20 protein-coding genes are annotated in these 24,717 nt (G+C 59.7%); 17 read left to right on the forward strand and 3 right to left on the reverse strand.

The window, feature by feature from the left end:
* Window positions 1-93 precede the first annotated feature (93 nt).
* The 3 genes from dapC to map form a co-directional block, all read right to left on the reverse strand.
* Window positions 94-1,293 (reverse strand): succinyldiaminopimelate transaminase, encoded by a 1,200-nt coding sequence (dapC, locus tag ACU688_RS08960; protein ID WP_448184430.1) that lies wholly within the window; start codon window positions 1,291-1,293, stop codon window positions 94-96.
* Between the two features lie 143 nt (window positions 1,294-1,436).
* Window positions 1,437-4,139: a [protein-PII] uridylyltransferase gene (locus tag ACU688_RS08965; RefSeq protein ID WP_448184431.1), complete on the reverse strand. Its 2,703-nt coding sequence runs from the start codon at window positions 4,137-4,139 to the stop codon at window positions 1,437-1,439.
* A gap of 65 nt (window positions 4,140-4,204) precedes the next feature.
* Window positions 4,205-4,987: a type I methionyl aminopeptidase gene (gene map, locus ACU688_RS08970; protein WP_012722594.1), complete on the reverse strand. Its 783-nt coding sequence runs from the start codon at window positions 4,985-4,987 to the stop codon at window positions 4,205-4,207.
* Window positions 4,988-5,374: 387 nt separating this feature from the next.
* On the opposite strand from map, the gene rpsB reads away from it, so the two are divergent.
* The 17 genes from rpsB to ACU688_RS09055 all read left to right on the forward strand — a co-directional run bounded on the left by rpsB (window position 5,375) and on the right by ACU688_RS09055 (window position 24,695).
* Window positions 5,375-6,112: a 30S ribosomal protein S2 gene (gene rpsB, locus ACU688_RS08975; protein ID WP_003189158.1), complete on the forward strand. Its 738-nt coding sequence runs from the start codon at window positions 5,375-5,377 to the stop codon at window positions 6,110-6,112.
* Window positions 6,113-6,303: 191 nt separating this feature from the next.
* Entirely contained in the window at window positions 6,304-7,167 is an 864-nt protein-coding gene (gene tsf, locus ACU688_RS08980) for a translation elongation factor Ts (RefSeq protein ID WP_017739118.1), read from the forward strand.
* A 209-nt stretch (window positions 7,168-7,376) separates the two neighbouring features.
* A complete protein-coding gene (pyrH, locus tag ACU688_RS08985; protein ID WP_003189161.1) occupies window positions 7,377-8,120 on the forward strand; it encodes a UMP kinase in 744 nt (247 codons plus the stop codon).
* On the forward strand, window positions 8,117-8,674 hold the full coding sequence (gene frr, locus ACU688_RS08990; protein WP_017529696.1) for a ribosome recycling factor: 558 nt from the start codon (window positions 8,117-8,119) through the stop codon (window positions 8,672-8,674). The genes pyrH and frr overlap by 4 nt, the downstream gene beginning before the upstream one ends.
* A gap of 17 nt (window positions 8,675-8,691) precedes the next feature.
* Window positions 8,692-9,447 carry a polyprenyl diphosphate synthase gene (uppS, locus tag ACU688_RS08995; protein WP_016974405.1) on the forward strand — a complete coding sequence of 252 codons (756 nt, stop codon included), beginning with the start codon at window positions 8,692-8,694 and terminating at the stop codon, window positions 9,445-9,447.
* Window positions 9,448-10,254, forward strand: a complete 807-nt coding sequence (locus tag ACU688_RS09000) for a phosphatidate cytidylyltransferase (protein ID WP_448184432.1) — start codon at window positions 9,448-9,450, stop codon at window positions 10,252-10,254. It abuts the gene before it with no gap.
* Window positions 10,251-11,441, forward strand: coding sequence for a 1-deoxy-D-xylulose-5-phosphate reductoisomerase (gene ispC / locus ACU688_RS09005; RefSeq protein ID WP_448184433.1), 1,191 nt, complete (start codon window positions 10,251-10,253; stop codon window positions 11,439-11,441). The genes ACU688_RS09000 and ispC overlap by 4 nt, the downstream gene beginning before the upstream one ends.
* A gap of 53 nt (window positions 11,442-11,494) precedes the next feature.
* Window positions 11,495-12,847 carry a sigma E protease regulator RseP gene (rseP, locus tag ACU688_RS09010; protein ID WP_448184434.1) on the forward strand — a complete coding sequence of 451 codons (1,353 nt, stop codon included), beginning with the start codon at window positions 11,495-11,497 and terminating at the stop codon, window positions 12,845-12,847.
* Window positions 12,848-12,921: 74 nt separating this feature from the next.
* Window positions 12,922-15,309 (forward strand): outer membrane protein assembly factor BamA, encoded by a 2,388-nt coding sequence (gene bamA, locus ACU688_RS09015; protein WP_448184435.1) that lies wholly within the window; start codon window positions 12,922-12,924, stop codon window positions 15,307-15,309.
* 45 nt (window positions 15,310-15,354) lie between these two features.
* Window positions 15,355-15,858: an OmpH/Skp family outer membrane protein gene (locus ACU688_RS09020; RefSeq protein ID WP_003172279.1), complete on the forward strand. Its 504-nt coding sequence runs from the start codon at window positions 15,355-15,357 to the stop codon at window positions 15,856-15,858.
* Between the two features lie 3 nt (window positions 15,859-15,861).
* Window positions 15,862-16,917, forward strand: a complete 1,056-nt coding sequence (gene lpxD / locus ACU688_RS09025; RefSeq protein ID WP_448184436.1) for a UDP-3-O-(3-hydroxymyristoyl)glucosamine N-acyltransferase — start codon at window positions 15,862-15,864, stop codon at window positions 16,915-16,917.
* Window positions 16,918-17,025: 108 nt separating this feature from the next.
* Window positions 17,026-17,466, forward strand: a complete 441-nt coding sequence (gene fabZ / locus ACU688_RS09030; RefSeq protein WP_003172281.1) for a 3-hydroxyacyl-ACP dehydratase FabZ — start codon at window positions 17,026-17,028, stop codon at window positions 17,464-17,466.
* Complete coding sequence (gene lpxA / locus ACU688_RS09035; protein WP_448184437.1) at window positions 17,463-18,239, forward strand: acyl-ACP--UDP-N-acetylglucosamine O-acyltransferase; 777 nt, start codon at window positions 17,463-17,465, stop codon at window positions 18,237-18,239. The genes fabZ and lpxA overlap by 4 nt, the downstream gene beginning before the upstream one ends.
* Window positions 18,240-18,241: 2 nt before the next feature.
* Window positions 18,242-19,381: a lipid-A-disaccharide synthase gene (gene lpxB / locus ACU688_RS09040; RefSeq protein WP_448184438.1), complete on the forward strand. Its 1,140-nt coding sequence runs from the start codon at window positions 18,242-18,244 to the stop codon at window positions 19,379-19,381.
* Window positions 19,378-20,010: a ribonuclease HII gene (gene rnhB, locus ACU688_RS09045; protein WP_448184439.1), complete on the forward strand. Its 633-nt coding sequence runs from the start codon at window positions 19,378-19,380 to the stop codon at window positions 20,008-20,010. The genes lpxB and rnhB overlap by 4 nt, the downstream gene beginning before the upstream one ends.
* 77 nt (window positions 20,011-20,087) lie before the next feature.
* Window positions 20,088-23,609 carry a DNA polymerase III subunit alpha gene (gene dnaE / locus ACU688_RS09050; RefSeq protein ID WP_448184440.1) on the forward strand — a complete coding sequence of 1,174 codons (3,522 nt, stop codon included), beginning with the start codon at window positions 20,088-20,090 and terminating at the stop codon, window positions 23,607-23,609.
* A gap of 138 nt (window positions 23,610-23,747) precedes the next feature.
* The gene (locus ACU688_RS09055) at window positions 23,748-24,695 is read left to right on the forward strand and encodes an acetyl-CoA carboxylase carboxyltransferase subunit alpha (RefSeq protein WP_017137153.1); all 948 of its coding nucleotides are present in this window, start codon (window positions 23,748-23,750) and stop codon (window positions 24,693-24,695) included.
* Window positions 24,696-24,717 lie beyond the last annotated feature (22 nt).

Genomic DNA, 24,717 nt, shown 5'->3' on the forward strand with positions numbered 1-24,717 from the left:
AGTGTCTGGTTCCATGTGCAGCGAACAAAGTGCTCCGTCTCGACTTGCGCCTGGCTGCCCCGCACTGCGTTGCACAGTGCGGGTTTTACAGGATTACTTGCGACGCTGAATGAAATCGCGAATCCGCTCCGCCGCTTCCACACACTCCGCCAACGGCGCAACCAGCGCCAAGCGCACACGCCCGGCACCCGGGTTGAAACCGTCCACTTCCCGCGACAGGTAAGAACCTGGCACCACGGTCACGTGTTCTTCTACAAACAAGTCACGGCAGAACGCGGCGTCGTCGCCCTTCACATTCGGCCACAGGTAGAAACCACCGTCCGGGCTTTGCACGTCCAGCACCGGCTTGAGGATGGCCAGCACGGCGTCGAACTTCTCGCGGTACAGGTCACGGTTGGCCAATACGTGGGCTTCGTCCTGCCAGGCGGCGATGCTGGCCAACTGGGTTTGCACCGGCATCGCGCAGCCGTGGTAGGTGCGGTACAGCAGGAAGGCCTTGAGGATGTCGGCGTCGCCGGCCACAAAACCGGAACGCAGGCCCGGCAGGTTGGAGCGCTTGGACAGGCTGTGGAACACCACGCAACGCTTGAAGTCCTCGCGACCCAGCTCGACGCAAGCGCTCAGCAGGCCGGGCGGCGGGGTTTGTTCGTCGAAGTACAGTTCGCTGTAGCACTCATCGGCGGCGATGACGAAGTCGTATTCGTCGGCCAGTGCGATGAGTTTTTTCAGGGTTTCAACCGGGATCAGCGCGCCGGTCGGGTTGCCGGGGGAGCACAGGAACAGGATCTGGCAGCGTTTCCAGGTGTCCGGCGACACGGCGTCGAAGTCCGGGTTGAAGCCATTGCTGTCCAGGCACGGCAGGTAATGCGGCTTGGCCCCGGCGAGGAACGCGGCGCCTTCGTAGATCTGGTAGAACGGGTTCGGGCTCACCACCAGCGCGTCGTCGCCACGGTTGACCACGGTCTGGGTGAAGGCGAACAGCGCCTCACGGGTACCGTTGACCGGCAGGATATTGCGCGCCGGGTCCAGCCAGCCCTTGGGCACGCTGAAGCGGCGTTCGCACCAGGCGCCGATGGCCTCGCGCAGCGCCGGGATGCCCAGGGTGGTCGGGTACACGGCCATCTGGTCGAGGTTGTCGGCCAGGGCCTTGGCTACGAACTCCGGGGATTTGTGCTTCGGTTCGCCGATGGACAGCGCGATCGGGCGCTTGGCCGGGTTTGGCGTAACGCTGCCGAGCAGGGCGCGCAGTTTCTCGAACGGGTAGGGCTGCAACTGGTTCAGAGCGTTGTTCATGTAAGCCTCGATCACGGTGTACGCGGACCTTGTGGGAGCTGGCTTGCCTGCGATGCGGGCAACGCGGTGTAGCTGTTGGACCGCGGCGATGCCATCGCAGGCAAGCCAGCTCCCACAGAGGTCGTGTTCACACAGTTAACAATTCAAATAGTCAGGCGTGTCAGTTCGACGCCGGGTTCCTGGGTCACGCTCAACTGCTGGACGATGGCTTCCTGCAAACGCAGGCACAGCTCAGGGTCGGACAGCGGCTGGTTGTCGGCGTCGGTGATGAAGAACACGTCTTCCACGCGCTCGCCGAGGGTCGCAATCTTGGCGTTCTGCAACGACAGGTCGAATTCCAGGAAAATCCCGCCGATGCGCGCCAGCAGGCCGGGGCGATCCGGCGCGCTGAGTTCCAGTACGGTGACCGGGCGCTGGGCGTCGTTGGAGATGGTCACCTGCGGCGCAAACGCAAAATGCTTGAGCTGGCGCGGTACCCGGCGCTGGATGATGGTCGGGTAGTCGTCAGGGTTGCGCAGGGCCTCGGTCAGGCCCTCGCGGATCTTTTTCACCCGTGCCGGGTTGTCGCCGATGGACTCGCCCTCGGTGTCGAGCACGATATAGGTGTCGAGGGTGAACTGGCTGCTGGAGGTGATCACTCGCGCGTCATGGATGTTCAGGTTGAGCTGGTCCATGGCCGCCACGGTCACGGCGAAGAAGTCGTGCTGGTCGGGCGCATAGATGAAGATCTGCGTGCCGCCTTCGAATTCGCGCTGGGTGGTCTCTTTGATCAGTACCAGCGGGCCGCCATCAGCCGGTTGTTGCAAGATCGCGTCGCTGTGCCAGGCCACATCGCCAGCGGTGTGGCGCAGGAAATAATCGTCACCCAGTTGCGACCACAGTTGTTCGACGTCGTCCGGGTCGTTGCCGCCGCGCACGAGGATATCCAGGGCGGCGCTTTGGGTGCGGCGGATCTGTTCTTCGCGGTCCACCGGGTTTTCCAGGCCACGGCGCAGGGCGCGCTTGGTCTCGGTGTAGAGCTGGCGCAACAGGCTGGCGCGCCAGGAGTTCCACAGCGTCGGGTTGGTGGCGTTGATGTCGGAGACGGTCAGCACGTACAAGTAATCGAGACGGGTCTCGTCGCCGACTATGCCTGCGAAGTCGTGGATCACCTGCGGGTCGGACAAGTCCTTGCGCTGGGCGGTGGTGGACATCACCAGGTGGTTCTGCACCAGCCAGACGATCAGGCGGCTGTCCCACAGCGGTAGTTGGTGGCGCTGGCAGAACGCCTCGGCATCGACGGCGCCGACTTCCGAGTGATCGCCATGGCGGCCCTTGCCGATGTCGTGGTACAGGCCGGCCAGGTAGATCAGTTCGGGCTTGGGCAGCTTGGCCATGAGCTTGCTGGCCAGCGGGAATTTCTCTGATACCTGGGTGTACTGCAACTTACGCAGGTGCTTGATCAGGTTCAGGGTGTGGGCGTCCACGGTGTAGATGTGGAACAGGTCGTGCTGCATCTGCCCGACGATAAAACCGAACTCCGGCAGGTAGCGCCCGAGGATGCCGTAGCGGTTCATCCGGCGCAGGTTACGGTGGATGCCGATCTTGCACTTGAACAGCTCGATAAACAGGCTGGTGTTGCGGATGTCGTTGCGGAATTCGTCGTCGATCAGGTGACGATGCTCGCGCAGCAGGCGGATGGTGTCGGCGCGCACGCCTTTGATTTCCGGCTGTTGGGCCATCAGTACGAAGATTTCCAGCATGGCGAACGGCGTGCGGCGGAACACGTTGTCGTTGCGCGCCTCGATGTAGCCGTCGTGCAGCTGGAAGCGCGCGTTGATCGGTTGCGGCGGCGCTTCGTCTTCGGGGGCCAGGATCACTTCTTCGAAGTGCTGGATGATCAGGTCGCTGAGTTGGGCAATGCTCATGACCACCCGGTAGTACTGCTGCATGAAACTTTCGATGCTGGTTTTCGCGTCTTCGCCTTCAAAGCCCAGCAGGGTGGCGATGGAGCGTTGATGGTCGAACAGCAGGCGGTCTTCGGCGCGTCCTGCGAGCATGTGCAGGGCGTAGCGCACTTTCCAGATGAACTCCTGGGACGAGGCCAGCAGGGCGTTTTCGCTCTCTACCAGGAAGCCTTCGCCGGCCAGGGCGCGCAGGTTCAGGGTGCCGTACTGGCGACGGGCGACCCACAAGATTGTCTGGATATCCCGCAGCCCGCCGGGCGAGCCTTTGACGTTGGGCTCCAGGTTGTATTCGGTGTCGTTGTACTTGTGATGCCGGGCCTTCTGCTCGGCACGCTTGGCCAGGAAGAAGTCCTTGCTCGGCCACATGTGCGCGGTGCTGGTGACTTCGAGCATGCGCTGGCGCAGGCGCTCGGGGCCTGCAATGGTGCGGCTTTCCATCAGGTTGGTGATGACGGTGAGGTCGGCGCGGGCTTCTTCGGCGCATTCGTCCACCGAGCGAACGCTCTGGCCGACTTCCAGGCCGATGTCCCACAGCAAGGTGAGAAAGCGCTCGATTGAATCGCGAAAGATCTCATGATCGGCGCTGTCCAGCAGGATCAGCAGGTCGATGTCGGAGTAGGGATGCAGTTCGCCACGGCCGTAGCCGCCGACGGCCACCAGGGCGATATCGGCGTCTTCACTCCAGTTGAACTGTTCCCAGGCCTTTTGCAGGATGTTGTCGACGAACCAGGCGCGGTCCTCGATCAGCCGGCGGATGTCCCGGCCGCTGCGAAAGCGCTCATCGAGCACCTCGCGGGCCTGGCGGATCGCCTTCTTGAAGGCGGCGATGGGGCTCGCCTTCAGGGCCAGTTCGGCCTGGAACTGGCCACGGTCGAAGAGTTCGGGATCCACCTGGGGCATCGATCGGTTTTCCTTTCTATCTATTCAGTCAGCAACAACACCACGTGGGAAAACCAAAGCAACCTTTAGGCCGAAACGCGTGGGATCGTGTCGTCGGCGCGCAGGGTGAAGATCTCGTAGCCAGTTTCGGTGACCAGCAGGGTGTGTTCCCACTGCGCCGAGAGCTTGCGGTCCTTGGTGATGGCGGTCCAGCCGTCGCCCAGTACCTTGGTGTCGGCCTTGCCCTGGTTGATCATCGGCTCGATGGTGAAGGTCATGCCCGCTTTCAGTTCCATGCCGGTGCCGGCGCGGCCGTAGTGCAGGATCTGCGGTTCTTCGTGGAACACGGTACCGATACCGTGGCCGCAGAATTCGCGGACGACGGAGAAGCCGTTCTTTTCCGCATGCTTCTGGATCACTTCACCGATGTCGCCGAGGCGGCAGCCAGGCTTGACGATTTCGATGGCCTTGTACATGCATTCCTGGGTCACCTGGGACAGGCGCTCGGCCCAGACCGGTACGGTGCCGACGTGGAACATGCGGCTGGTGTCGCCGAAGTAGCGGTCCTTGATCACGGTGACGTCGATGTTCAGGGTGTCGCCGTCCTTCAACGGCTTGTCGCCCGGAATGCCGTGGCAGACCACGTGGTTGACCGAGGTGCAGATCGACTTGGGGAAGCCCTTGTAGTTCAGCGGCGCAGGAATGGCGCCCTGCACGTTGACGATGTAGTCATGGCAGATCTGGTTCAGGGTTTCGGTGGTGACGCCGGGCTTGACGTGCTCGGCAATCATTTCCAGCACGTCGGCAGCCAGTTTGCCGGCGATGCGCATGCCAGCAATGTCTTCGGCGGTTTTCAAACTAACGGTCATACAGGCTCTCTCTAGCGCGACGCGCTGAAATCAATACGGTTCACGGGCGTGCGACAAAAGGTTACAGAATTCGCACAAGCCCCAAAAAACGCGATTCTAGCAGACGTGGGCGGCAAATCATGAGCCCCTGACGATCGCTTCTCTCTATAAGGTAGGGTGATGTTGGCTCTATTCAAGGGGTTGGGTAAACGCGGTGGGCGGCAAATGCGATTGCGGGTTTCGTTTTGGCGGATGCTGTGGTATAAAATGCGCCGCTTTCCGGGGATACCCCGTGAAGCTTAAATCCACACACGTGTCGACACGATGACCTGGGTGCCGGAGGCCTTGATGCCGCCGGTTGGTCATTGGGATACGTGGAGGCCAAACCCGACTTATTAAGGAACTATCATGTCCCAAGTCAACATGCGCGATATGCTGAAGGCCGGTGTGCACTTCGGTCACCAGACCCGTTACTGGAACCCGAAAATGGGTAAATACATTTTCGGCGCACGTAACAAGATCCACATCATCAACCTTGAAAAAACCCTGCCAATGTTCAACGAAGCTCTGACTTTCGTAGAGCGCCTGGCCCAGGGCAAAAACAAGATTCTGTTCGTCGGCACCAAGCGTTCCGCTGGCAAGATCGTTGCTGAAGAAGCAGCACGTTGCGGTTCGCCGTACGTCGATCACCGCTGGTTGGGCGGCATGCTGACCAACTTCAAAACCATCCGTGCTTCCATCAAGCGTCTGCGTGACCTTGAAGTGCAAGCCGAAGACGGTACTTTCGCCAAGCTGACCAAGAAAGAAGCGCTGATGCGCTCCCGTGACCTGGAAAAGCTCGATCGTTCCCTGGGTGGTATCAAGGACATGGGCGGTCTGCCTGACGCACTGTTCGTTATCGACGTTGATCACGAGCGCATCGCGATCACCGAAGCCAACAAGCTGGGCATCCCTGTTATCGGCGTAGTCGATACCAACAGCAGCCCAGAAGGCGTTGACTACATCATCCCAGGCAACGATGACGCAATCCGCGCTATCCAGCTGTACATGGGTTCGATGGCTGACGCTGTAATTCGTGGTCGCAACCACGTTGCTGGCGGTACCGAGCAGTTCGTTGAAGAAGCTCCGGTAGCTGCCGCTGAGTAATAGCGCCCTGGCGTTGACTCAGTAAGCAAAAAGGGGGCTTGGCCCCCTTTTTGCCACCTCGAAAACCATTTGTCGGCAGCGCAGCTACAACATCTGTAACGTGCAGCGGCCTACAAGGGTGATTCGGGAAGAATTGATCCCCCGTTCGATCGGGTGGAATGGTTGAAAACCTATCCAAGAGGAATTTGAAAATGGCAGCAATTACTGCAGCGTTGGTTAAAGAACTGCGTGAGCGTACCGGCGAAGGCATGATGGATTGCAAGAAAGCCCTGGAAAAGGCTGACGGCGACATCGAAAAAGCCATTGATGACATGCGTGCTTCCGGCGCCATCAAGGCTGCCAAGAAAGCAGGCAACGTAGCTGCTGAAGGCGCGATCGCTCTGAAAGAAGACGGCAAATCCGCTGTTCTGCTGGAAGTGAACTCGCAGACCGACTTCCTGGCTCTGCAGGACGACTTCAAGGCGTTCGTAGCTGCTAGCGTTGAAAAAGCATTCGCTGACAAGCTGACTACCGTTGAGCCTCTGATCGAAGCTCAAGAAGCTGCTCGCCTGGTACTGGTCGGCAAGGTTGGCGAAAACGTCAACATCCGTCGCCTGGTTCGCGTTGAAGGTGATGTTGTTGGTGGTTACCTGCACGGCAACAAGATCGGTGTTGCAGTTGTCCTGAAAGGCGGCAACGTTGAACTGGCCAAAGACATCGCTATGCACGTAGCGGCCAGCAACCCTGAGTTCCTGCTGCCTTCGGAAGTTTCTGCCGAAGCGATCGAGCGTGAAAAAGCTGTGTTCCTGCAGCTGAACGAAGAAAAAATCAAAGGCAAGCCAGAAAACATTGTTGAGAACATGGTCAAAGGCCGTATCAGCAAGTTCCTGGCTGAAGCAAGCCTGGTTGAGCAGGCGTTCGTCAAGAACCCTGAAATCAAGGTTGGCGAACTGGCCAAGAAAGCCGGTGCTGAAATCGTTTCCTTCACTTACTTCAAAGTAGGCGAAGGCATCGAGAAGCCGGTCGACAACTTCGCTGAAGAAGTTGCTGCCCAGCTGGCTGCCGCCAAGCAATAAGACAGTTTTCAACTGTCGCCCGAAAGAGGCTGCCCGCTCACGCGCGCAGCCTCTTTTCAAATGGGAAGGCCAATTTTATTTGGTTTCCCTCCGGAACTGGCTTACAAAGCCGTGTTCCGATGGCGCTGTGAGAGCGTCCAGCTAGAGTGAACGCAAGCCGTAAACGGCTCGCCAAGAATTTTTAAAATACGCCGCAGGAGAGATTCGCAATGGCTCAGCAGGGCAGTGGTTATCAGGCTCGCTATAAACGCATTCTACTCAAGCTTAGCGGCGAGGCCCTGATGGGCTCGGAAGAGTTCGGGATCGATCCCAAGGTGCTCGACCGCATGGCGCTGGAAGTCGGCCAATTGGTCGGCATCGGCGTGCAGGTCGGCCTGGTGATTGGTGGCGGTAACCTGTTCCGCGGCGCGGCACTGAGTGCGGCCGGTATGGATCGGGTAACTGGCGACCATATGGGCATGCTGGCCACTGTGATGAACGCCCTGGCCATGCGTGACGCCCTGGAGCGTGCCAATATCTCGGCTATCGTGATGTCGGCTATTTCCATGGTCGGCGTGACCGATCACTATGATCGCCGCAAAGCCATGCGCCACCTGAATTCGAAAGAAGTGGTGATCTTCGCTGCCGGCACGGGTAACCCGTTCTTCACCACCGATTCGGCTGCGTGCCTGCGCGCGATCGAAATCGATGCCGACGTGGTGCTCAAGGCAACCAAGGTTGATGGTGTATACACTGCTGACCCATTCAAAGACCCGCATGCCGAGAAGTTCGATCATCTGACCTACGATGAAGTGCTGGATCGCAAGCTGGGTGTGATGGACCTGACGGCAATCTGCCTGTGCCGCGACCACAAGATGCCGCTGCGCGTATTTAACATGAACAAGCCCGGCGCCCTGCTGAATATCGTACACGGCGGCGCTGAAGGGACTCTGATCGAGGAAGGCCAACAATGATCAACGAAATCAAGAAAGACGCCCAGGCGCGTATGCAGAAATCCCTGGAATCCCTGAGCCACGCATTCGGCCAGATTCGCACTGGTAAGGCGCACCCGAGCATCCTGGGTAGCGTGATGGTGCCTTACTACGGCACCGACACTCCGCTGAGCGGCGTGGCCAACGTTACCGTGAAGGACTCCCGTACCCTGCAAGTGGTGGCGTTCGAGCGCAATATGCTCGCAGCGGTCGACAAGGCAATCCAGAGCGCCGGTTTGAACCTCAATCCGACCAACCTGGGCGAGTTGTTGCTGATCTCCATGCCAGCCCTGACCGAAGAAACCCGCAAGGGCTTCACCAAGCAGGCGCGCAGTGCCGCCGAAGACGCACGTGTTGCTGTACGCAACATCCGTCGTGATGCACTGGGTGATCTGAAGAAACTGGTCAAGGACAAGGAAATCAGCGAAGACGAAGAGCGCCGTGCCGTCGCCGATATCGACAAGTTGACCAAAGATGCCGAGGCCCAGATCACCAAGGCCACCGAAGAAAAAGAAAAGGACCTGATGGCCGTATAAGGGGTCAGGACGCCTTCATGGAAAAGACCAAGCAGACTGTACCCTCTGTGGTGCCGCGCCATGTCGCGATCATCATGGATGGGAATAATCGCTGGGCGAAGAAACGCTTTATGCCGGGTGTTGCCGGGCATAAAGCGGGTGTCGATGCGGTGCGGGCTGTGATTGAGGTGTGCGCCGAGGCCAAGGTCGAGGTTCTGACCCTCTTTGCCTTCTCCAGTGAAAACTGGCAGCGCCCTGCCGAAGAAGTCAGTGCCTTGATGGATCTGTTCTTCAAGGCCCTGCGTCGTGAGGCCAAGCGCCTCAATGACAACAATATCAGCCTGCGTATCATCGGTGACCGTTCACGGTTCCATCCAGAGCTGCAGGCGGCCATGCGCGAGGCTGAGGCCATTACTGCCGGTGCCAACCGTTTTGTGTTGCAAATTGCAGCCAACTACGGCGGCCAGTGGGACATTGCCCAGGCAGCACAGCGGCTCGCCCGCGAAGTGCAGGCCGGTCATCTGCGCCCGGACGACATCACGCCCGAATTGTTGCAAACCTGCCTGGTGACCGGCGACCTGCCGTTGCCCGACTTGTGCATCCGCACCGGGGGCGAGCACCGCATCAGCAACTTCCTGTTGTGGCAGTTGGCCTATACCGAGCTGTACTTCTCCGACCTGTTCTGGCCGGACTTCAAACACGATGCCATGCGCAATGCGCTGGCTGATTTCGCTTCCCGTCAGCGTCGCTTTGGTAAAACAAGCGAGCAGATCGAAGCTGGAGCCCGGGTTTAAATGCTTAAACAACGAATCATCACAGCACTGATCCTGCTGCCGATTGCCCTGTGTGGGTTTTTCCTGCTCGACGGCTCCAGCTTTGCGCTGTTTATCGGCCTGGTTGTGACCCTCGGGGCTTGGGAGTGGGCGCGCCTGGCGGGCTTCACCAGCCAGTTGCCGCGCGTGGCGTACGCTGCTGTCGTGGCACTGCTGTTGTTCCTGATGTACATCCTGCCGGACATCGCGCCCTGGGTGCTGGGGGCGGCAGTCTTGTGGTGGGCGTTGGCAACCTTCCTGGTGCTGACGTTTCCGCGTACCAGCAGCCAGTGGTCCAGCGTCGCCTGCAAGCTGGTGATTGGTCTGTTGATCCTGTTGCCGGCTTGGCAAGGGCTGGTGGAAATCAAGCGTTACCCCATCGGTAACGAGTTGATCCTGGCCGTGATGGTGTTGGTGTGGGGTGCTGATATCGGTGCCTACTTCTCCGGTCGGGCGTTCGGCAAGCGCAAGCTCGCGCCGGCTGTCAGCCCGGGCAAGAGCTGGGAAGGTGTGTACGGCGGCCTGGCGTTGACGTTGGCGATCACGCTGGCTGTCGGTGTGGTGCGCGACTGGTCGGTGAAGGAGATTTTCCTCGGCTTGCTGGGCACGGGCATCGTCGTATTTATCTCGGTGGTGGGTGACCTCACCGAAAGCATGTTCAAGCGCCAGGCCGGGATTAAGGACAGCAGTAACCTGCTGCCGGGTCACGGCGGTGTACTGGACCGCATCGATAGCCTGACGGCCGCGATTCCGATCTTTGCCGTGCTGCTGTGGATGATCGCGTCGTGAGCCGCTTGCAACAAGTGACCGTGCTGGGCGCTACCGGCTCGGTCGGCCTGAGCACCCTGGATGTGATTGCTCGTCATCCTGAGCGCTATCAGGTGTTTGCCCTGACCGGCTACTCGCGCCTGAGCGAGTTGCTGGCCCTGTGTGTGCGCCATGCGCCACGCTTTGCCGTGGTGCCTGAGGCCGCTGTTGCCCGAGGCTTGCAGGATGACCTGCGGGCTGCGGGCCTGGCGACTCAGGTGCTGGTGGGCGAGGAGGGCCTTTGCCAGGTTTCGGCGGATGCCGAGGTGGATACCGTCGTAGCGGCCATTGTCGGTGCTGCGGGCCTGCGCCCAACCCTGGCGGCTGTGGATGCGGGCAAGAAGATTTTGCTGGCCAATAAAGAGGCGCTGGTGATGTCCGGCACCCTCTTTATGCAGGCGGTGCGCAAGAGCGGCGCCGTATTGCTGCCGCTCGACAGCGAGCACAATGCGATCTTCCAGTGCATGCCCAGTGATTTTGCCCGAGGCTTGAGCCAGGTGGGCGTGCGTCGGATTCTTCTGACGGCCTCCGGTGGCCCGTTTCGGCAGACGCCATTGGCTGAGCTGGAGCACGTATCGCCTGACCAGGCGTGTGCCCACCCGAACTGGTCCATGGGGCGCAAGATCTCCGTGGATTCGGCGAGCATGATGAACAAAGGCCTGGAGTTGATCGAGGCATGCTGGCTGTTTGATGCACGGCCTGATCAAGTCGAGGTGGTGATTCACCCTCAAAGTGTGATTCATTCCCTCGTCGATTACGTGGATGGTTCGGTTTTGGCGCAATTGGGCAACCCCGATATGCGTACGCCGATCGCCAACGCCCTTGCCTGGCCTGAGCGGATTGATTCCGGCGTGGCGCCATTGGACTTGTTTGCCATTGCCCGCCTGGACTTTGAAGCGCCGGACGAGCAGCGCTTTCCTTGCCTGCGCCTGGCGCGGCAAGCGGCAGAGGCGGGCAACAGCGCGCCGGCGATGCTCAATGCGGCGAATGAAGTGGCGGTGGCGGCGTTTCTCGAAGGACGCATCCGCTTTCCGCAGATCGCGAGTATCATCGAGGACGTCCTGGGCCTTGAGCCTGTGGTCGCGGTCGATGATTTGGCGGCGGTGTTCGAGGCTGATACAAAGGCCCGGGCCCTGGCCGAGCAATGGTTGAACCGCAACGCGCGTTAGCCTGTGGCCGGGTTTGAGCCTTCAGGCACTGGATTGGAATGCGGAGAAATTAGATGAGTGCGCTCTACATGATTGTCGGCACCCTGGTTGCTCTGGGTGTGCTGGTTACCTTCCACGAATTCGGCCATTTCTGGGTCGCGCGTCGCTGCGGCGTCAAGGTATTGCGCTTTTCCGTCGGTTTCGGCATGCCGCTGTTGCGCTGGCACGACCGCCAAGGCACCGAATTCGTGATCGCGGCGATCCCGTTGGGTGGCTACGTCAAGATGCTCGATGAGCGCGAAGGCGAAGTGCCGGCCGATCAGTTAGACCAATCCTTCAATCGCAAGACCGTTCGTCAGCGAATTGCCATCGTTGCTGCCGGGCCGATCGCCAACTTCCTGTTGGCGATGTTTTTTTTCTGGGTCTTGGCCATGCTCGGCAGCGAGCAAGTGCGCCCGGTCATCGGCGCGGTCGAAGCCGACAGCATTGCCGCCAAGGCCGGTTTGGCCGCAGGCCAGGAAATTGTTGCGATTGATGGCGAGCCGACCACCGGTTGGGGCGCGGTCAACTTGCAGCTGGTGCGACGCCTTGGCGAGAGCGGTACCGTCAAGGTAGTGGTGCGCGAGCAAGACTCGACCGCCGAGACCCCGCGTGAACTGGTGCTGCATCGCTGGTTGCAGGGCGCCGATGAGCCCGATCCGATCAAGTCGCTGGGTATTCGTATCTGGCGTCCGAGCTTGCCGCCGGTACTCGCCGAGCTGGATCCGAAAGGTCCGGCCCAGGCTGCCGGGCTGAAAACCGGTGACCGTCTGTTGGCCCTGGACGGCCAGGCGCTGGGCGACTGGCAGCAAGTGGTCGACCTGGTGCGTGTACGCCCTGATACCAAGATTGTGCTGAAAGTCGAGCGCGAAGGTGCTCAAATCGACGTCCCCGTGACCTTGTCGTTGCGTGGGGAGGCCAAGGCGGCCGGGGGTTACCTCGGTGCCGGGGTGAAGAGTCCGGAGTGGCCGCCCTCCATGCTGCGCGAGGTCAGTTTCGGGCCTTTGGAGGCGATTGGCGAGGGTGCGAAACGTACCTGGACCATGAGTGTACTGACCCTCGAATCCCTGAAGAAAATGTTGTTCGGCGAGCTCTCGGTAAAAAACTTGAGTGGACCGATAACCATTGCTAAAGTGGCGGGCGCTTCTGCCCAGTCGGGTGTCGCAGATTTCCTGAATTTCCTGGCTTATCTGAGTATTAGCCTGGGTGTTCTGAATTTGCTGCCCATTCCAGTATTGGATGGGGGGCATCTGTTGTTTTATCTGGTCGAGTGGGTGCGTGGTCGCCCCTTGTCGGATCGGGTGCAGGGTTGGGGGATACAGATCGGTATCAGTTTGGTGGTCGGGGTGATGTTGTTAGCTCTGGTCAACGATCTGGGACGTCTGTAACGCTTCGCTGAATTGCGAATCTGCCGCATTTTGCGGCAGTTTGTTTATTGCCAGTTGGAATAAGAAAGGACTTCATGAAACGTCTGCTGCTAACTGCGGTTCTCACCGTATTGATGATCGCCGAAGTTCACGCCGAGTCCTTCACCATCTCCGATATTCGCGTCAACGGCCTCCAGCGGGTTTCCGCGGGTAGCGTCTTTGGTGCGCTGCCGTTGAACGTCGGGGAACAGGCTGATGATCGTCGCCTGGTGGAATCCACTCGTGCGCTGTTCAAAACCGGTTTCTTTCAAGATATCCAACTGGGTCGCGAAGGCAACGTCCTGGTCATCACCGTGGTTGAGCGACCTTCCGTCGCCAGTATCGAGATCGAAGGCAACAAGGCGATCTCTACTGAAGACCTGATGAAGGGTCTCAAGCAATCCGGCCTGGCCGAGGGCGAGATCTTCCAGCGCGCCACCCTTGAAGGTGTGCGTAACGAACTGCAACGCCAGTACGTTGCCCAGGGCCGCTATTCGGCGTCCGTGGAAACCGAAGTGATCCCACAGCCTCGTAACCGTGTCGGCCTCAAGGTCAACATCAACGAAGGCACCGTGGCGGCCATTCAGCACATCAACGTGGTGGGCAACACCAAGTTCGCTGATGACGACCTGATCGATCTGTTCGAGCTGAAGACCACCAACTGGTTGTCGTTCTTCAAGAACGATGACAAGTACGCTCGTGAAAAACTCTCCGGTGACCTGGAGCGCCTGCGTTCCTACTACCTGGACCGTGGCTATATCAACATGGATATCGCCTCCACCCAGGTGTCCATCACCCCGGACAAGAAACACGTCTACATCACCGTCAACGTCAACGAAGGCGAGAAGTACAAGGTTCGTGACGTTAAGCTGAGCGGCGACCTGAAAGTACCTGAAGACCAGGTCAAGGCCCTGCTGCTGGTGCAGAAGGACCAGGTGTTCTCGCGCAAGCTGATGACCACTACCTCTGAGCTGATCACCCGTCGCCTGGGTAACGAAGGTTATACCTTCGCCAACGTCAACGGCGTGCCGACTCCGCACGATGATGACCACACTGTGGATATCACCTTTGTCGTCGATCCAGGCAAGCGTGCCTACGTGAACCGCATCAACTTCCGTGGCAACACCAAGTCTGCGGACGAAGTGCTGCGTCGTGAAATGCGCCAGATGGAAGGTGGCTGGGCTTCGACCTACCTGATCGACCAGTCCAAGACCCGTCTTGAGCGCCTGGGCTTCTTTAAGGAAGTGAACGTCGAAACCCCAGCGGTACCGGGTGTGGATGACCAGGTTGACGTGAACTACGCCGTAGAAGAACAAGCGTCGGGTTCGATCACCGCGAGCGTCGGCTTCGCACAGAGTGCCGGCCTGATCCTCGGTGGCTCGATTACCCAGAACAACTTCCTCGGTACCGGTAACAAGGTTTCCATCGGCCTGACCCGCAGCGAATACCAGAGCCGCTATAACTTCGGTTATGTCGACCCCTACTGGACTGCTGATGGCGTGAGCCTGGGCTACAACGCCTTCTACCGCACCACCGACTACAAAGACCTCGACGTTGACGTTGCAAGCTATGCGATCGACAGCCTGGGTGCTGGCGTGAACATTGGTTACCCGATCAGTGAGACCTCGCGTCTGACCTTCGGCCTGACCGCGCAACAGGATGAGATCAAGACCGGTGTCTACACCGTGGACGAAATCTTCAACTTCGTGCGTACCGAAGGCGACAAGTTCCTGAACTTCAAGGCGTCGGCCGGCTGGTCCGAGTCCACCTTGAACAAAGGCGTACTGGCAACCCGTGGTCATTCCCAGAGCCTGACCCTGGAAGCCACCACGCCGGGCAGCGATCTGTCGTTCTTCAAGCTTGATTACCGCGGCCAGCTGTTCCAGCCGTTGAGCGACAACTACACCATGCGCCTGCACACTGAGCTGGGTTATGGCGACGGTTATGGTTCGACCAATGGTCTGCCGTTCTATGAGAACTACTATGCGGGTGGCTTCAACTCCGTACGTGGTTTCAAGGACAGCACCTTGGGTCCACGTGGTACTCCAAGCCGTGGTGCGACGATCACCGGTAACCAGGGCACCGTGGCGGACTCCGACAACGACCCGCTGCCGTTCGGTGGTAACGTGTTGATCCAGGGTGGTGCGGAGATTCTGTTCCCGCTGCCATTCGTCAAGGATCAGCGCTCCCTGCGTACTTCGGTATTCTGGGACGTGGGTAACGTGTTCGACTCCAAGTGCGAGCAGATCACAAACCCAAGCGGTGTGAAATCCAAGACCCAGTGCAACGATGTGAGCCTGAGCAACCTGGCGAGCTCCGTCGGTGTGGGTGTTACCTGGGTGACCGCGCTTGGCCCGTTGAGCTTTGCTCTGGCCATGCCGATCAAGAAACCGGATAACGCTGAAACCCAGATTTTCCAATTCTCCCTCGGCCAGACGTTCTAAGCGTCTGACCCAAGATAACGACAACGGATTCTGTAGGAGTACATCGTGCGTAAGTTGACTCAATTGGTTCTGCTGGCCACCGTGCTGGTAACCACCCCGGCCTTCGCCGAAATGAAAATCGCCGTCCTGAACTATCAGATGGCCCTGCTGGAATCCGATGCGGCCAAGAAGTACGCCGTGGATGCCGAGAAGAAATTCGGTCCGCAACTGACCAAGCTCAAGACCCTGGAAAGCAGCGCCAAGGGTATCCAGGATCGTCTGGTTGCCGGTGGCGACAAGATGCAGCAAGGCGAGCGCGAGCGTCTGGAGCTTGAATTCAAGCAAAAAGCCCGTGACTACCAGTTCCAGTCCAAGGAACTGAACGAAGCCAAGGCTGTTGCTGACCGTGAAATGCTCAAGCAGCTGAAGCCGAAACTCGACAGCGCCGTGGAAGAAGTCATCAAGAAAGGTGCCTTTGACCTGGTGTTCGAGCGCGGCGCCGTGATCGACGTCAAGCCTCAATACGACATCACCCGTCAGGTGATCGAGCGCATGAACCAGCTGAAGTAAGCCATGACCGCGACTATCAAACTCGGCGAGTTGGCCGAGTTCCTGGGGGCCGACTTGCGCGGCTCCCCGGAGAAAGAAATCACTGGGCTAGCCACCTTGCAGGAGGCTGGCCCAGCTCAGTTGAGCTTCCTCGCAAATCCTCAGTACCGTAAATACCTCGTCGACAGCCAAGCTGCAGCCGTGTTGCTGAAAGCCGCTGACGCCGAAGGGTTTGCCGGGGATGCGCTGGTGGTGGCCGACCCGTACCTGGCTTACGCGCGTGCTTCGCACCTGTTTGACCCGAAACCCAAGGCTGCTGCCGGTATTCATCCGTCTGCAGTCATCGCCGATGATGCCCAGGTTGACCCTGCGGCCAGCATTGGCGCCTTTGCGGTGATCGAGAGCGGTGCGCGGATTGCTGCCGGTGTCACGGTCGGTGCACATTGCTTCATCGGTGCACGTTGTGAAATCGGCGCCGGCGGTTGGCTGGCTCCTCGTGTGACCCTGTACCACGATGTGCGTATTGGCGAGCGCGTGGTGATTCAATCGGGTGCCGTGATCGGTGGGGAAGGCTTTGGCTTTGCCAACTCGAAGGGCATCTGGAACAAGATCGCCCAGGTCGGCGGTGTGTTGATCGGCGACGATGTGGAAATTGGCGTGAACACGGCTGTCGATCGCGGGGCCTTGGCCGATACCGTGATCGGTAATGGCGTGAAGCTCGACAACCAGATCCAGATCGCCCACAACGTACAGATTGGCGATCACACCGCCATGGCCGCCTGTGTCGGTATCTCCGGCAGCACCAAGATCGGCAAGCATTGCATGCTCGCCGGTGGCGTTGGGCTGGTGGGCCACATCGAAATTTGCGACAACGTCTTCATTACCGGCATGACCATGGTGACCCACTCGATTACCGAGCCAGGCGCCTATTCTTCCGGTACGGCCATGCAGCCCGCAGCTGAATGGCGCAAGAGTGCAGCACGCTTGAGGCATCTGGATGACATGGCTCGACGTCTCAAACAGCTGGAAAAGCGTGTTGGTGACGTGACCCCTGGCGGTAATGCTTCATCAGAAGGCTGATACCATTTCCATATCAAGTGTGCACAGCCGCTAGACTTGCCTCCTTGATTTGCTAGCGGGGCGTGCTTTTAGTCCGCCCCCAATCTTTATTACAGGCTTCCCCCCGAAATGATGGACATCAACGAGATTCGCGAATACCTGCCTCACCGTTACCCGTTCCTGCTGGTGGACCGTGTAGTGGACCTCAATGTCGAGGAAAAGCGCATTCGTGCCTACAAGAATGTCAGCATCAACGAACCGTTCTTCAACGGTCACTTTCCCGCGCATCCAATCATGCCGGGCGTGTTGATCATTGAGGCGATGGCCCAGGCTGCCGGTATCCTTGGTTTCAAAATGCTCGACCTCAAGCCTGCCGATGGCACGCTTTACTATTTCGTGGGTTCCGACAAGTTGCGTTTCCGCAATCCTGTCACCCCGGGTGACCAGTTGATCCTGGAAGCCAAATTCATCAGCTGCAAACGCCAGATCTGGAAGTTTGAGTGCCAGGCCTCGGTGGATGGCAAGCCGGTGTGCTCTGCCGAGATCATCTGTGCGGAACGCAAACTATGAGTTTGATTGACCCTCGCGCAATCATCGATCCGTCGGCCGTGCTGGCCGCCGACGTTGAGGTCGGCCCTTGGTCGATCATCGGCGCAGGTGTTGAAATCGGCGAGGGGACTGTCATCGGGCCACACGTGATCCTCAAAGGTCCGACCCGCATTGGCAAACACAATCGCATCTACCAGTTTTCCTCGGTAGGCGAAGACACCCCGGACATGAAGTACAAGGGTGAAGAAACACGCCTGGTAATCGGTGACCACAACATCATCCGAGAAGGCGTGACCATTCACCGTGGCACCGTGCAGGATCGTGCCGAGACCACGCTGGGCGACCACAACCTGGTCATGGCCTATGCCCACATCGGCCACGACAGCGTGATCGGTAACCACTGCATCCTGGTCAACAACACCGCGTTGGCCGGTCATGTGCATGTTGACGATTGGGCGATTTTGTCCGGTTTTACCCTGGTGCATCAGTACTGCCATATCGGCGCCCACAGCTTTTCCGGCATGGGCACCGCCATCGGCAAGGACGTCCCGGCGTTCGTCACCGTGTTCGGCAACCCGGCCGAAGCCCGCAGCATGAACTTCGAAGGCATGCGCCGTCGTGGTTTCAGCGAAGAAGCCATCCACGCCCTGCGCCGTGCCTACAAGGTGGTTTACCGCCAAGGCTTGACGGTTGACCAGGCGCTGGCCGAACTGGCCGAGCCGTCGGCGTTGTTCCCGGAAGTCGCGATATTCCGTGACTCGATCCAGGTATCGACCCGCGGCATCACCCGCTGATCATGGCCAATCTGCGTATTGCGCTGGTGGCCGGTGAAGCTTCCGGCGACATTCTGGGCGCAGGCTTGATGCGGGCCCTTAAGGCCCAGCATCCTGCGGTTGAATTTATCGGCGTAGGTGGTCCGCTGATGCAGGCCGAAGGCCTCACGTCCTACTTTCCCATGGAACGCTTGTCGGTCATGGGCCTGGTGGAGGTGCTGGGCCGTCTGCGCGAGCTGCTGGCTCGGCGCAAATTGCTGATTCAGACCCTGATCGCAGAAAAACCCGACGTCTTTATCGGTATCGACGCGCCGGACTTCACCCTCAATATCGAGCTCAAGTTGCGTCAGGCCGGGATCAAGACCGTGCACTACGTCAGCCCGTCCGTGTGGGCTTGGCGGCAGAAGCGCGTGCTGAAGATCCGCGAAGGCTGTGACCTGATGCTGACCCTGCTGCCGTTCGAGGCCAAGTTCTACGAAGAGAAGGGCGTGCCGGTGCGTTTTGTCGGCCACACCCTGGCCGATGCCATTCCGCTGCAAGCCGACCGCGCTGCGGCCCGTGCTGAACTGGGTTTGCCCGACGGTCCGCTGGTGGCGTTGATGCCGGGCAGCCGCGGCGGCGAAGTCGGCCGGTTGGGCGCATTGTTTTTCGATGCCGCCGAACGGCTGATGGCCTTGAAACCGGGCGTGCGTTTTGTGCTGCCGTGTGCCAGTCCGCAACGGCGTGCGCAAATCGAAACCTTGCTTGAAGGTCGCACCTTGCCGTTGACCCTGCTCGACGGCCAATCGCACCTGGCCCTGGCGGCCTGTGATGCGGTGTTGATCGCCTCGGGTACCGCGACCCTGGAAGCGTTGTTGTACAAGCGCCCAATGGTCGTGGCCTATCGCCTGGCGCCGCTGACGTACTGGATTCTCAAGCGCATGGTCAAAAGCCCCTACATCTCCTTGCCCAACCTGCTGGCCCAGCGTCTGCTGGTGCCGGAGTTGTTGCAGGACGATGCAACGCCCGAAGCCCTGGCGCAAACCGTATTACCCCTGATCGATGGCGGCGAAGAGCAGACCCGTGGTTTTGACGCCATTCATCGCGTCTTGCGCCGTGATGCGTCGAACCAGGCGGCGGATGCCGTGCTGACCTTGATCGGGCAAAAACAGGAAACAGTATGACGACGCAAATGGGCCTGGACTTCAGCCTGGTTGCCGAAGCCCACGAGCTGGTGGCCGGTGTTGACGAAGTGGGCCGCGGCCCGCTGTGCGGCGCGGTGGTGACGGCGGCGGTGATCCTTGATCCGAATCGCCCGATCCTCGGCCTCAATGACTCGAAAAAACTCACCGAAGCCCGCCGCGAAAAGCTCTTCGATGAGATCTGTGAAAAGGCCTTGAGCTGGCACATCGCCCGGGCCGAAGTCGAAGAAATCGACGAGTTGAACATCCTCCACGCCACCATGCTCGCCATGCAGCGCGCGGTCGAAGGCCTGCACATCACGCCGAAAATGGCGATGATCGACGGCAACCGCTGCCCCAAGCTGGCGATGCCGTCTGAAGCGGTGGTCAAGGGCGATAGCAAAGTGCCGGCGATCGCCGCCGCGTCGATTCTGGCAAAAGTCAGCCGCGACCGTGAAATGGCTGCCTTCGAACGGATCTATCCCGGCTACGGCATTGGTGGCCATAAGGGCTACCCGACGCCCGTTCATCTGGAAGCCCTGGCGCGCCTCGGCCCAACGCCCATCCATCGCCGTTCGTTTGCCCCGGTTCGCCTGGCTTACGAGGCGCAGGAAGCTCTCGGCGAGCTGTAGTCGCGAGGCTGATGTTTTGCTCAAGGCCCGGTACAATCCCGGGCCTTGTTGTTTCTAAGTTTCTAGACAGGATCACTATGCCGGCTTCATTCGTTCACCTGCGCCTGCACACTGAATACTCCCTGGTCGACGGCCTGGTACGGATCAAACCGCTGGTCAAAACCCTGGTGGGCATGAACATGCCTGCGGTAGCGGTTACCGATCAGAACAACATGTGTTCCCTGGTCAAGTTCTACAAAAACGCCATGGGTGCCGGCATCAAGCCGATCTGCGGCGCCGACCTGTGGCTGTCCAACAAAGACCCGGACAACGCCCTGAGCCGCATCAGCCTGCTGGCGATGAACGGTGTTGGTTACCGCAACCTCACCGAGCTGATTTCCCGTGGTTTCATCGACGGCCAGCGCAATGGCTCGATCATCATCGAGCGCGAATGGGTGGCCGAGGCCAGCGAAGGCCTGATCATGCTGTCGGCCGCCAAAGAGGGCGAGATCGGTCTCGCGCTGCTGGGCGGCAACCCGCAGGAAGCCGAAGTGCTGGCCCGCGAGTGGATGCAGGTCTTCCCCGACCGTTTCTACTTGGAAGTGCAGCGCACCAACCGCCCCAACGACGAAGAGCACCTGCACGCCGCCGTGGCTCTGGCTGAAACGCTGGGCGCGCCGCTGGTGGCGACCAACGATGTGCGCTTCATCAAGAAAGAAGATTTCGAGGCTCACGAAACCCGCGTGTGCATCGGCGAAGGCCGGGCCCTGGATGACCCGCGCCGTTCGAAGAACTATAGCGAAGAGCAGTACCTCAAAAGCGCCGACGAGATGGCCGAGCTGTTCAGCGACCTGCCCGAGGCCCTGGAAAACTCCGTCGAAATCGCCAAGCGCTGCAATATCGAAGTGAAGCTGGGCAAGCACTTCCTGCCCAACTTCCCGATTCCCGATGGCATGACCATCGACGAATATTTCCGCAAGGTGTCGTTCGACGGCCTGGAAGAACGGCTCACCGTTCTGCTGCCCAAGGACACCACCGAAGACTACGAGGCCAAGCGCCAGGTCTACGTCGATCGGCTGAATTTCGAGCTGGATATCATCATCCAGATGGGGTTCCCCGGTTACTTCCTGATCGTAATGGACTTTATCCAATGGGCCAAAAGCAACGGCGTACCGGTGGGTCCGGGCCGGGGGTCGGGTGCCGGCTCGTTGGTGGCCTACGTACAGAAGATTACCGACCTCGATCCGCTGGAATATGACCTGCTGTTCGAACGGTTCCTCAACCCGGAACGGGTCTCCATGCCCGACTTCGACGTCGACTTCTGCATGGACGGCCGTGACCGCGTGATCGAATACGTGGCCGAGAAATACGGCCGCAACGCCGTAAGCCAGATCATCACCTTCGGTTCCATGGCGGCCAAGGCTGTAATCCGTGACGTGGCGCGGGTGCAGGGCAAGTCCTACGGCCTGGCGGATCGTCTGTCGAAGATGATCCCGTTCGAAGTCGGCATGACCCTGGAAAAGGCCTACGAGCAGGAAGAGATCCTGCGCGACTTCATCAAGATCGATGAAGAAGCCGCCGAAATCTGGGACATGGCCCGCAAGCTTGAAGGCGTGGTGCGGAACGTCGGTAAACACGCCGGTGGTGTGGTAATTGCTCCTACCAAGCTCACCGACTTTTCGCCGATCTATTGCGACGAAGCCGGCGACGGCCTGGTAACCCAGTTCGACAAGGATGACGTGGAGGCGGCCGGCCTGGTGAAGTTCGACTTCCTCGGCCTGCGTACCCTGACCATCATCGACTGGGCGCTCAAGACCATCAACCGCGAGCGCGCCAAGGTGGACGAAGCGCCGCTGGATATCGCGTTTATCCCGCTGGACGACAAGCCTACCTACCAGTTGCTGCAAAAAGCCGAAACCACGGCGGTGTTCCAGCTTGAGTCGCGGGGCATGAAAGAGCTGATCAAAAAGCTCAAGCCCGACTGCCTGGAAGACCTGATCGCACTGGTGGCCCTGTTCCGTCCGGGCCCGCTGCAATCGGGCATGGTGGACGACTTCATCAACCGTAAGCACGGTCGCGCCGAGCTGGCTTACCCGCACTCCGACTACCAGTACGAAGGCCTCAAGCCTGTCCTGGCGCCGACCTACGGCATTATCCTGTATCAGGAACAGGTGATGCAGATCGCCCAGGTCATGGCCGGTTACACCCTCGGCGGTGCGGACATGCTGCGGCGTGCCATGGGTAAGAAAAAACCCGAGGAAATGGCCAAGCAGCGCGGCGGTTTCATTGAAGGTTGCGCCACCAACAATATCGACGCCGACCTGGCGGGTAACATCTTTGACCTGGTGGAAAAATTCGCCGGTTACGGTTTCAACAAATCCCACTCCGCCGCCTACGGCCTGGTGTCGTACCAGACCGCCTGGCTGAAAGCCCACTACCCGGCGCCGTTCATGGCCGCGGTACTCTCGGCGGATATGCACAACACCGACAAGGTCGTGACCTTGATCGAGGAAGTGCGCACCATGAAACTGCGCCTCGACGCGCCGGACGTGAACGCCTCGGAGTTCAAGTTCACGGTGAACGACGAAGGCCGCATCATTTATGGCTTGGGCGCGATCAAAGGCGTGGGCGAAAGCCCGGTGGAGGCCATTGTCGAAGCGCGTCAGAGTGGGCCGTTCGCGGATCTGTTCGACTTCTGCGCGAGGGTCGACCTCAAGCGCATCAATAAACGCACCCTCGATGGCCTGATCCGCAGCGGCGCACTCGACCGTCTCGGCCCGTATTTCCACGATGAGCCCAAGGCTTACCAGGCAAATATCGACCGTAACCGCGCGGTGCTGCTGACCGCCATGGAAGAGGCGATCAAGGCTGCCGAGCAGACTGCGCGCACCCACGACAGCGGCCACGCCGACCTGTTTGGCGGCTTGTTTGTCGAAGAAGACGCCGACGTCTACGGCAACCATCGCAAGGCCAAGGAACTGACCCTCAAGGAGCGCCTCAAGGGTGAGAAAGACACCTTGGGCCTGTACCTGACCGGTCACCCGATTGACGAATACGAAGGCGAAATCCGCCGTTTTGCCCGCCAGCGCATCATCGACCTAAAGCCGGCCCGCGACACCCAGACCGTTGCCGGCATGATCATCGCCCTGCGGGTGATGAAGAATAAAAAGGGCGACAAGATGGGTTTCATCACCCTCGACGACCGCTCCGGCCGTATCGAAGCGTCGCTGTTTGCCGACGCGTTCCATTCGGCGCAGTCGTTGTTGCAGACCGATGCCATGGTGGTGGTGGAAGGGGAGGTCAGCAACGACGACTTTTCCGGCGGCCTGCGCCTGCGGATCAAGCGGGTCATGAGCATGGAAGACGCGCGCACCAACCTGGCCGAAAGCCTGCGCCTGAAGGTGAAAACCGAAGCGCTCAAGGGCGATCAGCTACGCTGGTTGGGCGACTTGCTCAAGCGCCACCGTGGTGCGTGCCCGGTGACCATGGAGTACACCGGCAGCGACGCCAAGGCGATGTTGCAGTTCGGCGAGACCTGGCGAATTGATCCCGCAGATGGCTTGATTCAAGCTTTGCGTGACCAGTTCGGGCGAGACAACGTCTTCCTCCAATACCGTTGATGGCCAGGTGGCAGTAGAAAGCCTGATCTCGACTGAACATTTAATCTCGACCTAAACGCGCCTCTCCCTTAAGGTAGGGCGCGAATAGACCACCGGCTGGCCAGGCACTCCTTGGCCGTCGACCCAAGACGGACGCTTATGAACCCGAATTTTCTTGATTTCGAACAGCCGATCGCTGACCTGCAAGCCAAGATTGAAGAACTGCGCCTGGTCGGCAATGACAATTCGCTGAATATCGGCGATGAAATCGCTCGCCTGCAGGACAAGAGCAGCACCCTGACCGAAGACATCTTCGGCAAGCTGACCAGCTGGCAGATCGCGCGCCTGGCTCGCCACCCGCGCCGCCCGTACACCCTGGACTACATTCAGCACATCTTCACCGAGTTCGACGAGCTGCATGGCGACCGCCACTTCTCCGACGACGCGGCCATCGTGGGCGGTATCGCTCGCCTGGACGACCAGCCGGTTATGGTCATCGGTCACCAGAAAGGCCGTGAAGTGCGTGAGAAAGTTCGCCGCAACTTCGGCATGCCGCGCCCGGAAGGCTACCGCAAGGCCTGCCGCCTGATGGAAATGGCCGAACGCTTCAAGATGCCGATCCTGACCTTCATCGACACCCCGGGTGCCTACCCAGGTATCGACGCCGAAGAGCGCAACCAGAGCGAAGCCATTGCCTGGAATCTGCGCGTCATGTCCCGCCTGAAAACCCCGATCATCGCCACCGTGATTGGTGAAGGTGGTTCCGGCGGCGCACTGGCCATCGGCGTGTGTGACCAACTGAACATGCTGCAGTACTCGACCTACGCGGTGATCTCGCCGGAAGGTTGCGCCTCGATCCTGTGGAAAACCGCAGAAAAGGCGCCGGACGCTGCCGAAGCCATGGGCATCACCGCTGATCGCCTCAAAGGCCTGGGTATCGTGGACAAAGTCATCGCCGAACCATTGGGCGGCGCTCACCGCGATCCGGCGGCTGCCGCTGCGACCATCCGCGCTGAATTGGGCTCGCAACTGGCGATGCTCAAGAAGCTGGATAACGAAGCGCTGCTCAAGCGTCGTTACGAGCGACTGATGAGCTACGGTCTCTAAGACCACTGCAATACTCAATGTG

This window comes from Pseudomonas acericola (SeqCode) (assembly GCF_053456465.1).

Bases quoted from the DNA above. Each gene is read 5' to 3' on its own strand.
- rpsB (WP_003189158.1), top strand. From the start codon at position 5,375: ATGTCCCAAGTCAACATGCGCGATATGCTGAAGGCCGGTGTGCACTTC.
- lpxB (WP_448184438.1), top strand. From the start codon at position 18,242: ATGGCCAATCTGCGTATTGCGCTGGTGGCCGGTGAAGCTTCCGGCGAC.
- ACU688_RS08965 (WP_448184431.1), bottom strand. From the start codon at position 4,139: ATGCCCCAGGTGGATCCCGAACTCTTCGACCGTGGCCAGTTCCAGGCC.
- ACU688_RS09000 (WP_448184432.1), top strand. From the start codon at position 9,448: ATGCTTAAACAACGAATCATCACAGCACTGATCCTGCTGCCGATTGCC.
- ACU688_RS09055 (WP_017137153.1), top strand. From the start codon at position 23,748: ATGAACCCGAATTTTCTTGATTTCGAACAGCCGATCGCTGACCTGCAA.
- lpxA (WP_448184437.1), top strand. From the start codon at position 17,463: ATGAGTTTGATTGACCCTCGCGCAATCATCGATCCGTCGGCCGTGCTG.
- tsf (WP_017739118.1), top strand. From the start codon at position 6,304: ATGGCAGCAATTACTGCAGCGTTGGTTAAAGAACTGCGTGAGCGTACC.
- dnaE (WP_448184440.1), top strand. From the start codon at position 20,088: ATGCCGGCTTCATTCGTTCACCTGCGCCTGCACACTGAATACTCCCTG.
- rseP (WP_448184434.1), top strand. From the start codon at position 11,495: ATGAGTGCGCTCTACATGATTGTCGGCACCCTGGTTGCTCTGGGTGTG.
- map (WP_012722594.1), bottom strand. From the start codon at position 4,987: ATGACCGTTAGTTTGAAAACCGCCGAAGACATTGCTGGCATGCGCATC.
- uppS (WP_016974405.1), top strand. From the start codon at position 8,692: ATGGAAAAGACCAAGCAGACTGTACCCTCTGTGGTGCCGCGCCATGTC.
- dapC (WP_448184430.1), bottom strand. From the start codon at position 1,293: ATGAACAACGCTCTGAACCAGTTGCAGCCCTACCCGTTCGAGAAACTG.
- lpxD (WP_448184436.1), top strand. From the start codon at position 15,862: ATGACCGCGACTATCAAACTCGGCGAGTTGGCCGAGTTCCTGGGGGCC.
- pyrH (WP_003189161.1), top strand. From the start codon at position 7,377: ATGGCTCAGCAGGGCAGTGGTTATCAGGCTCGCTATAAACGCATTCTA.
- bamA (WP_448184435.1), top strand. From the start codon at position 12,922: ATGAAACGTCTGCTGCTAACTGCGGTTCTCACCGTATTGATGATCGCC.
- rnhB (WP_448184439.1), top strand. From the start codon at position 19,378: ATGACGACGCAAATGGGCCTGGACTTCAGCCTGGTTGCCGAAGCCCAC.
- frr (WP_017529696.1), top strand. From the start codon at position 8,117: ATGATCAACGAAATCAAGAAAGACGCCCAGGCGCGTATGCAGAAATCC.
- fabZ (WP_003172281.1), top strand. From the start codon at position 17,026: ATGATGGACATCAACGAGATTCGCGAATACCTGCCTCACCGTTACCCG.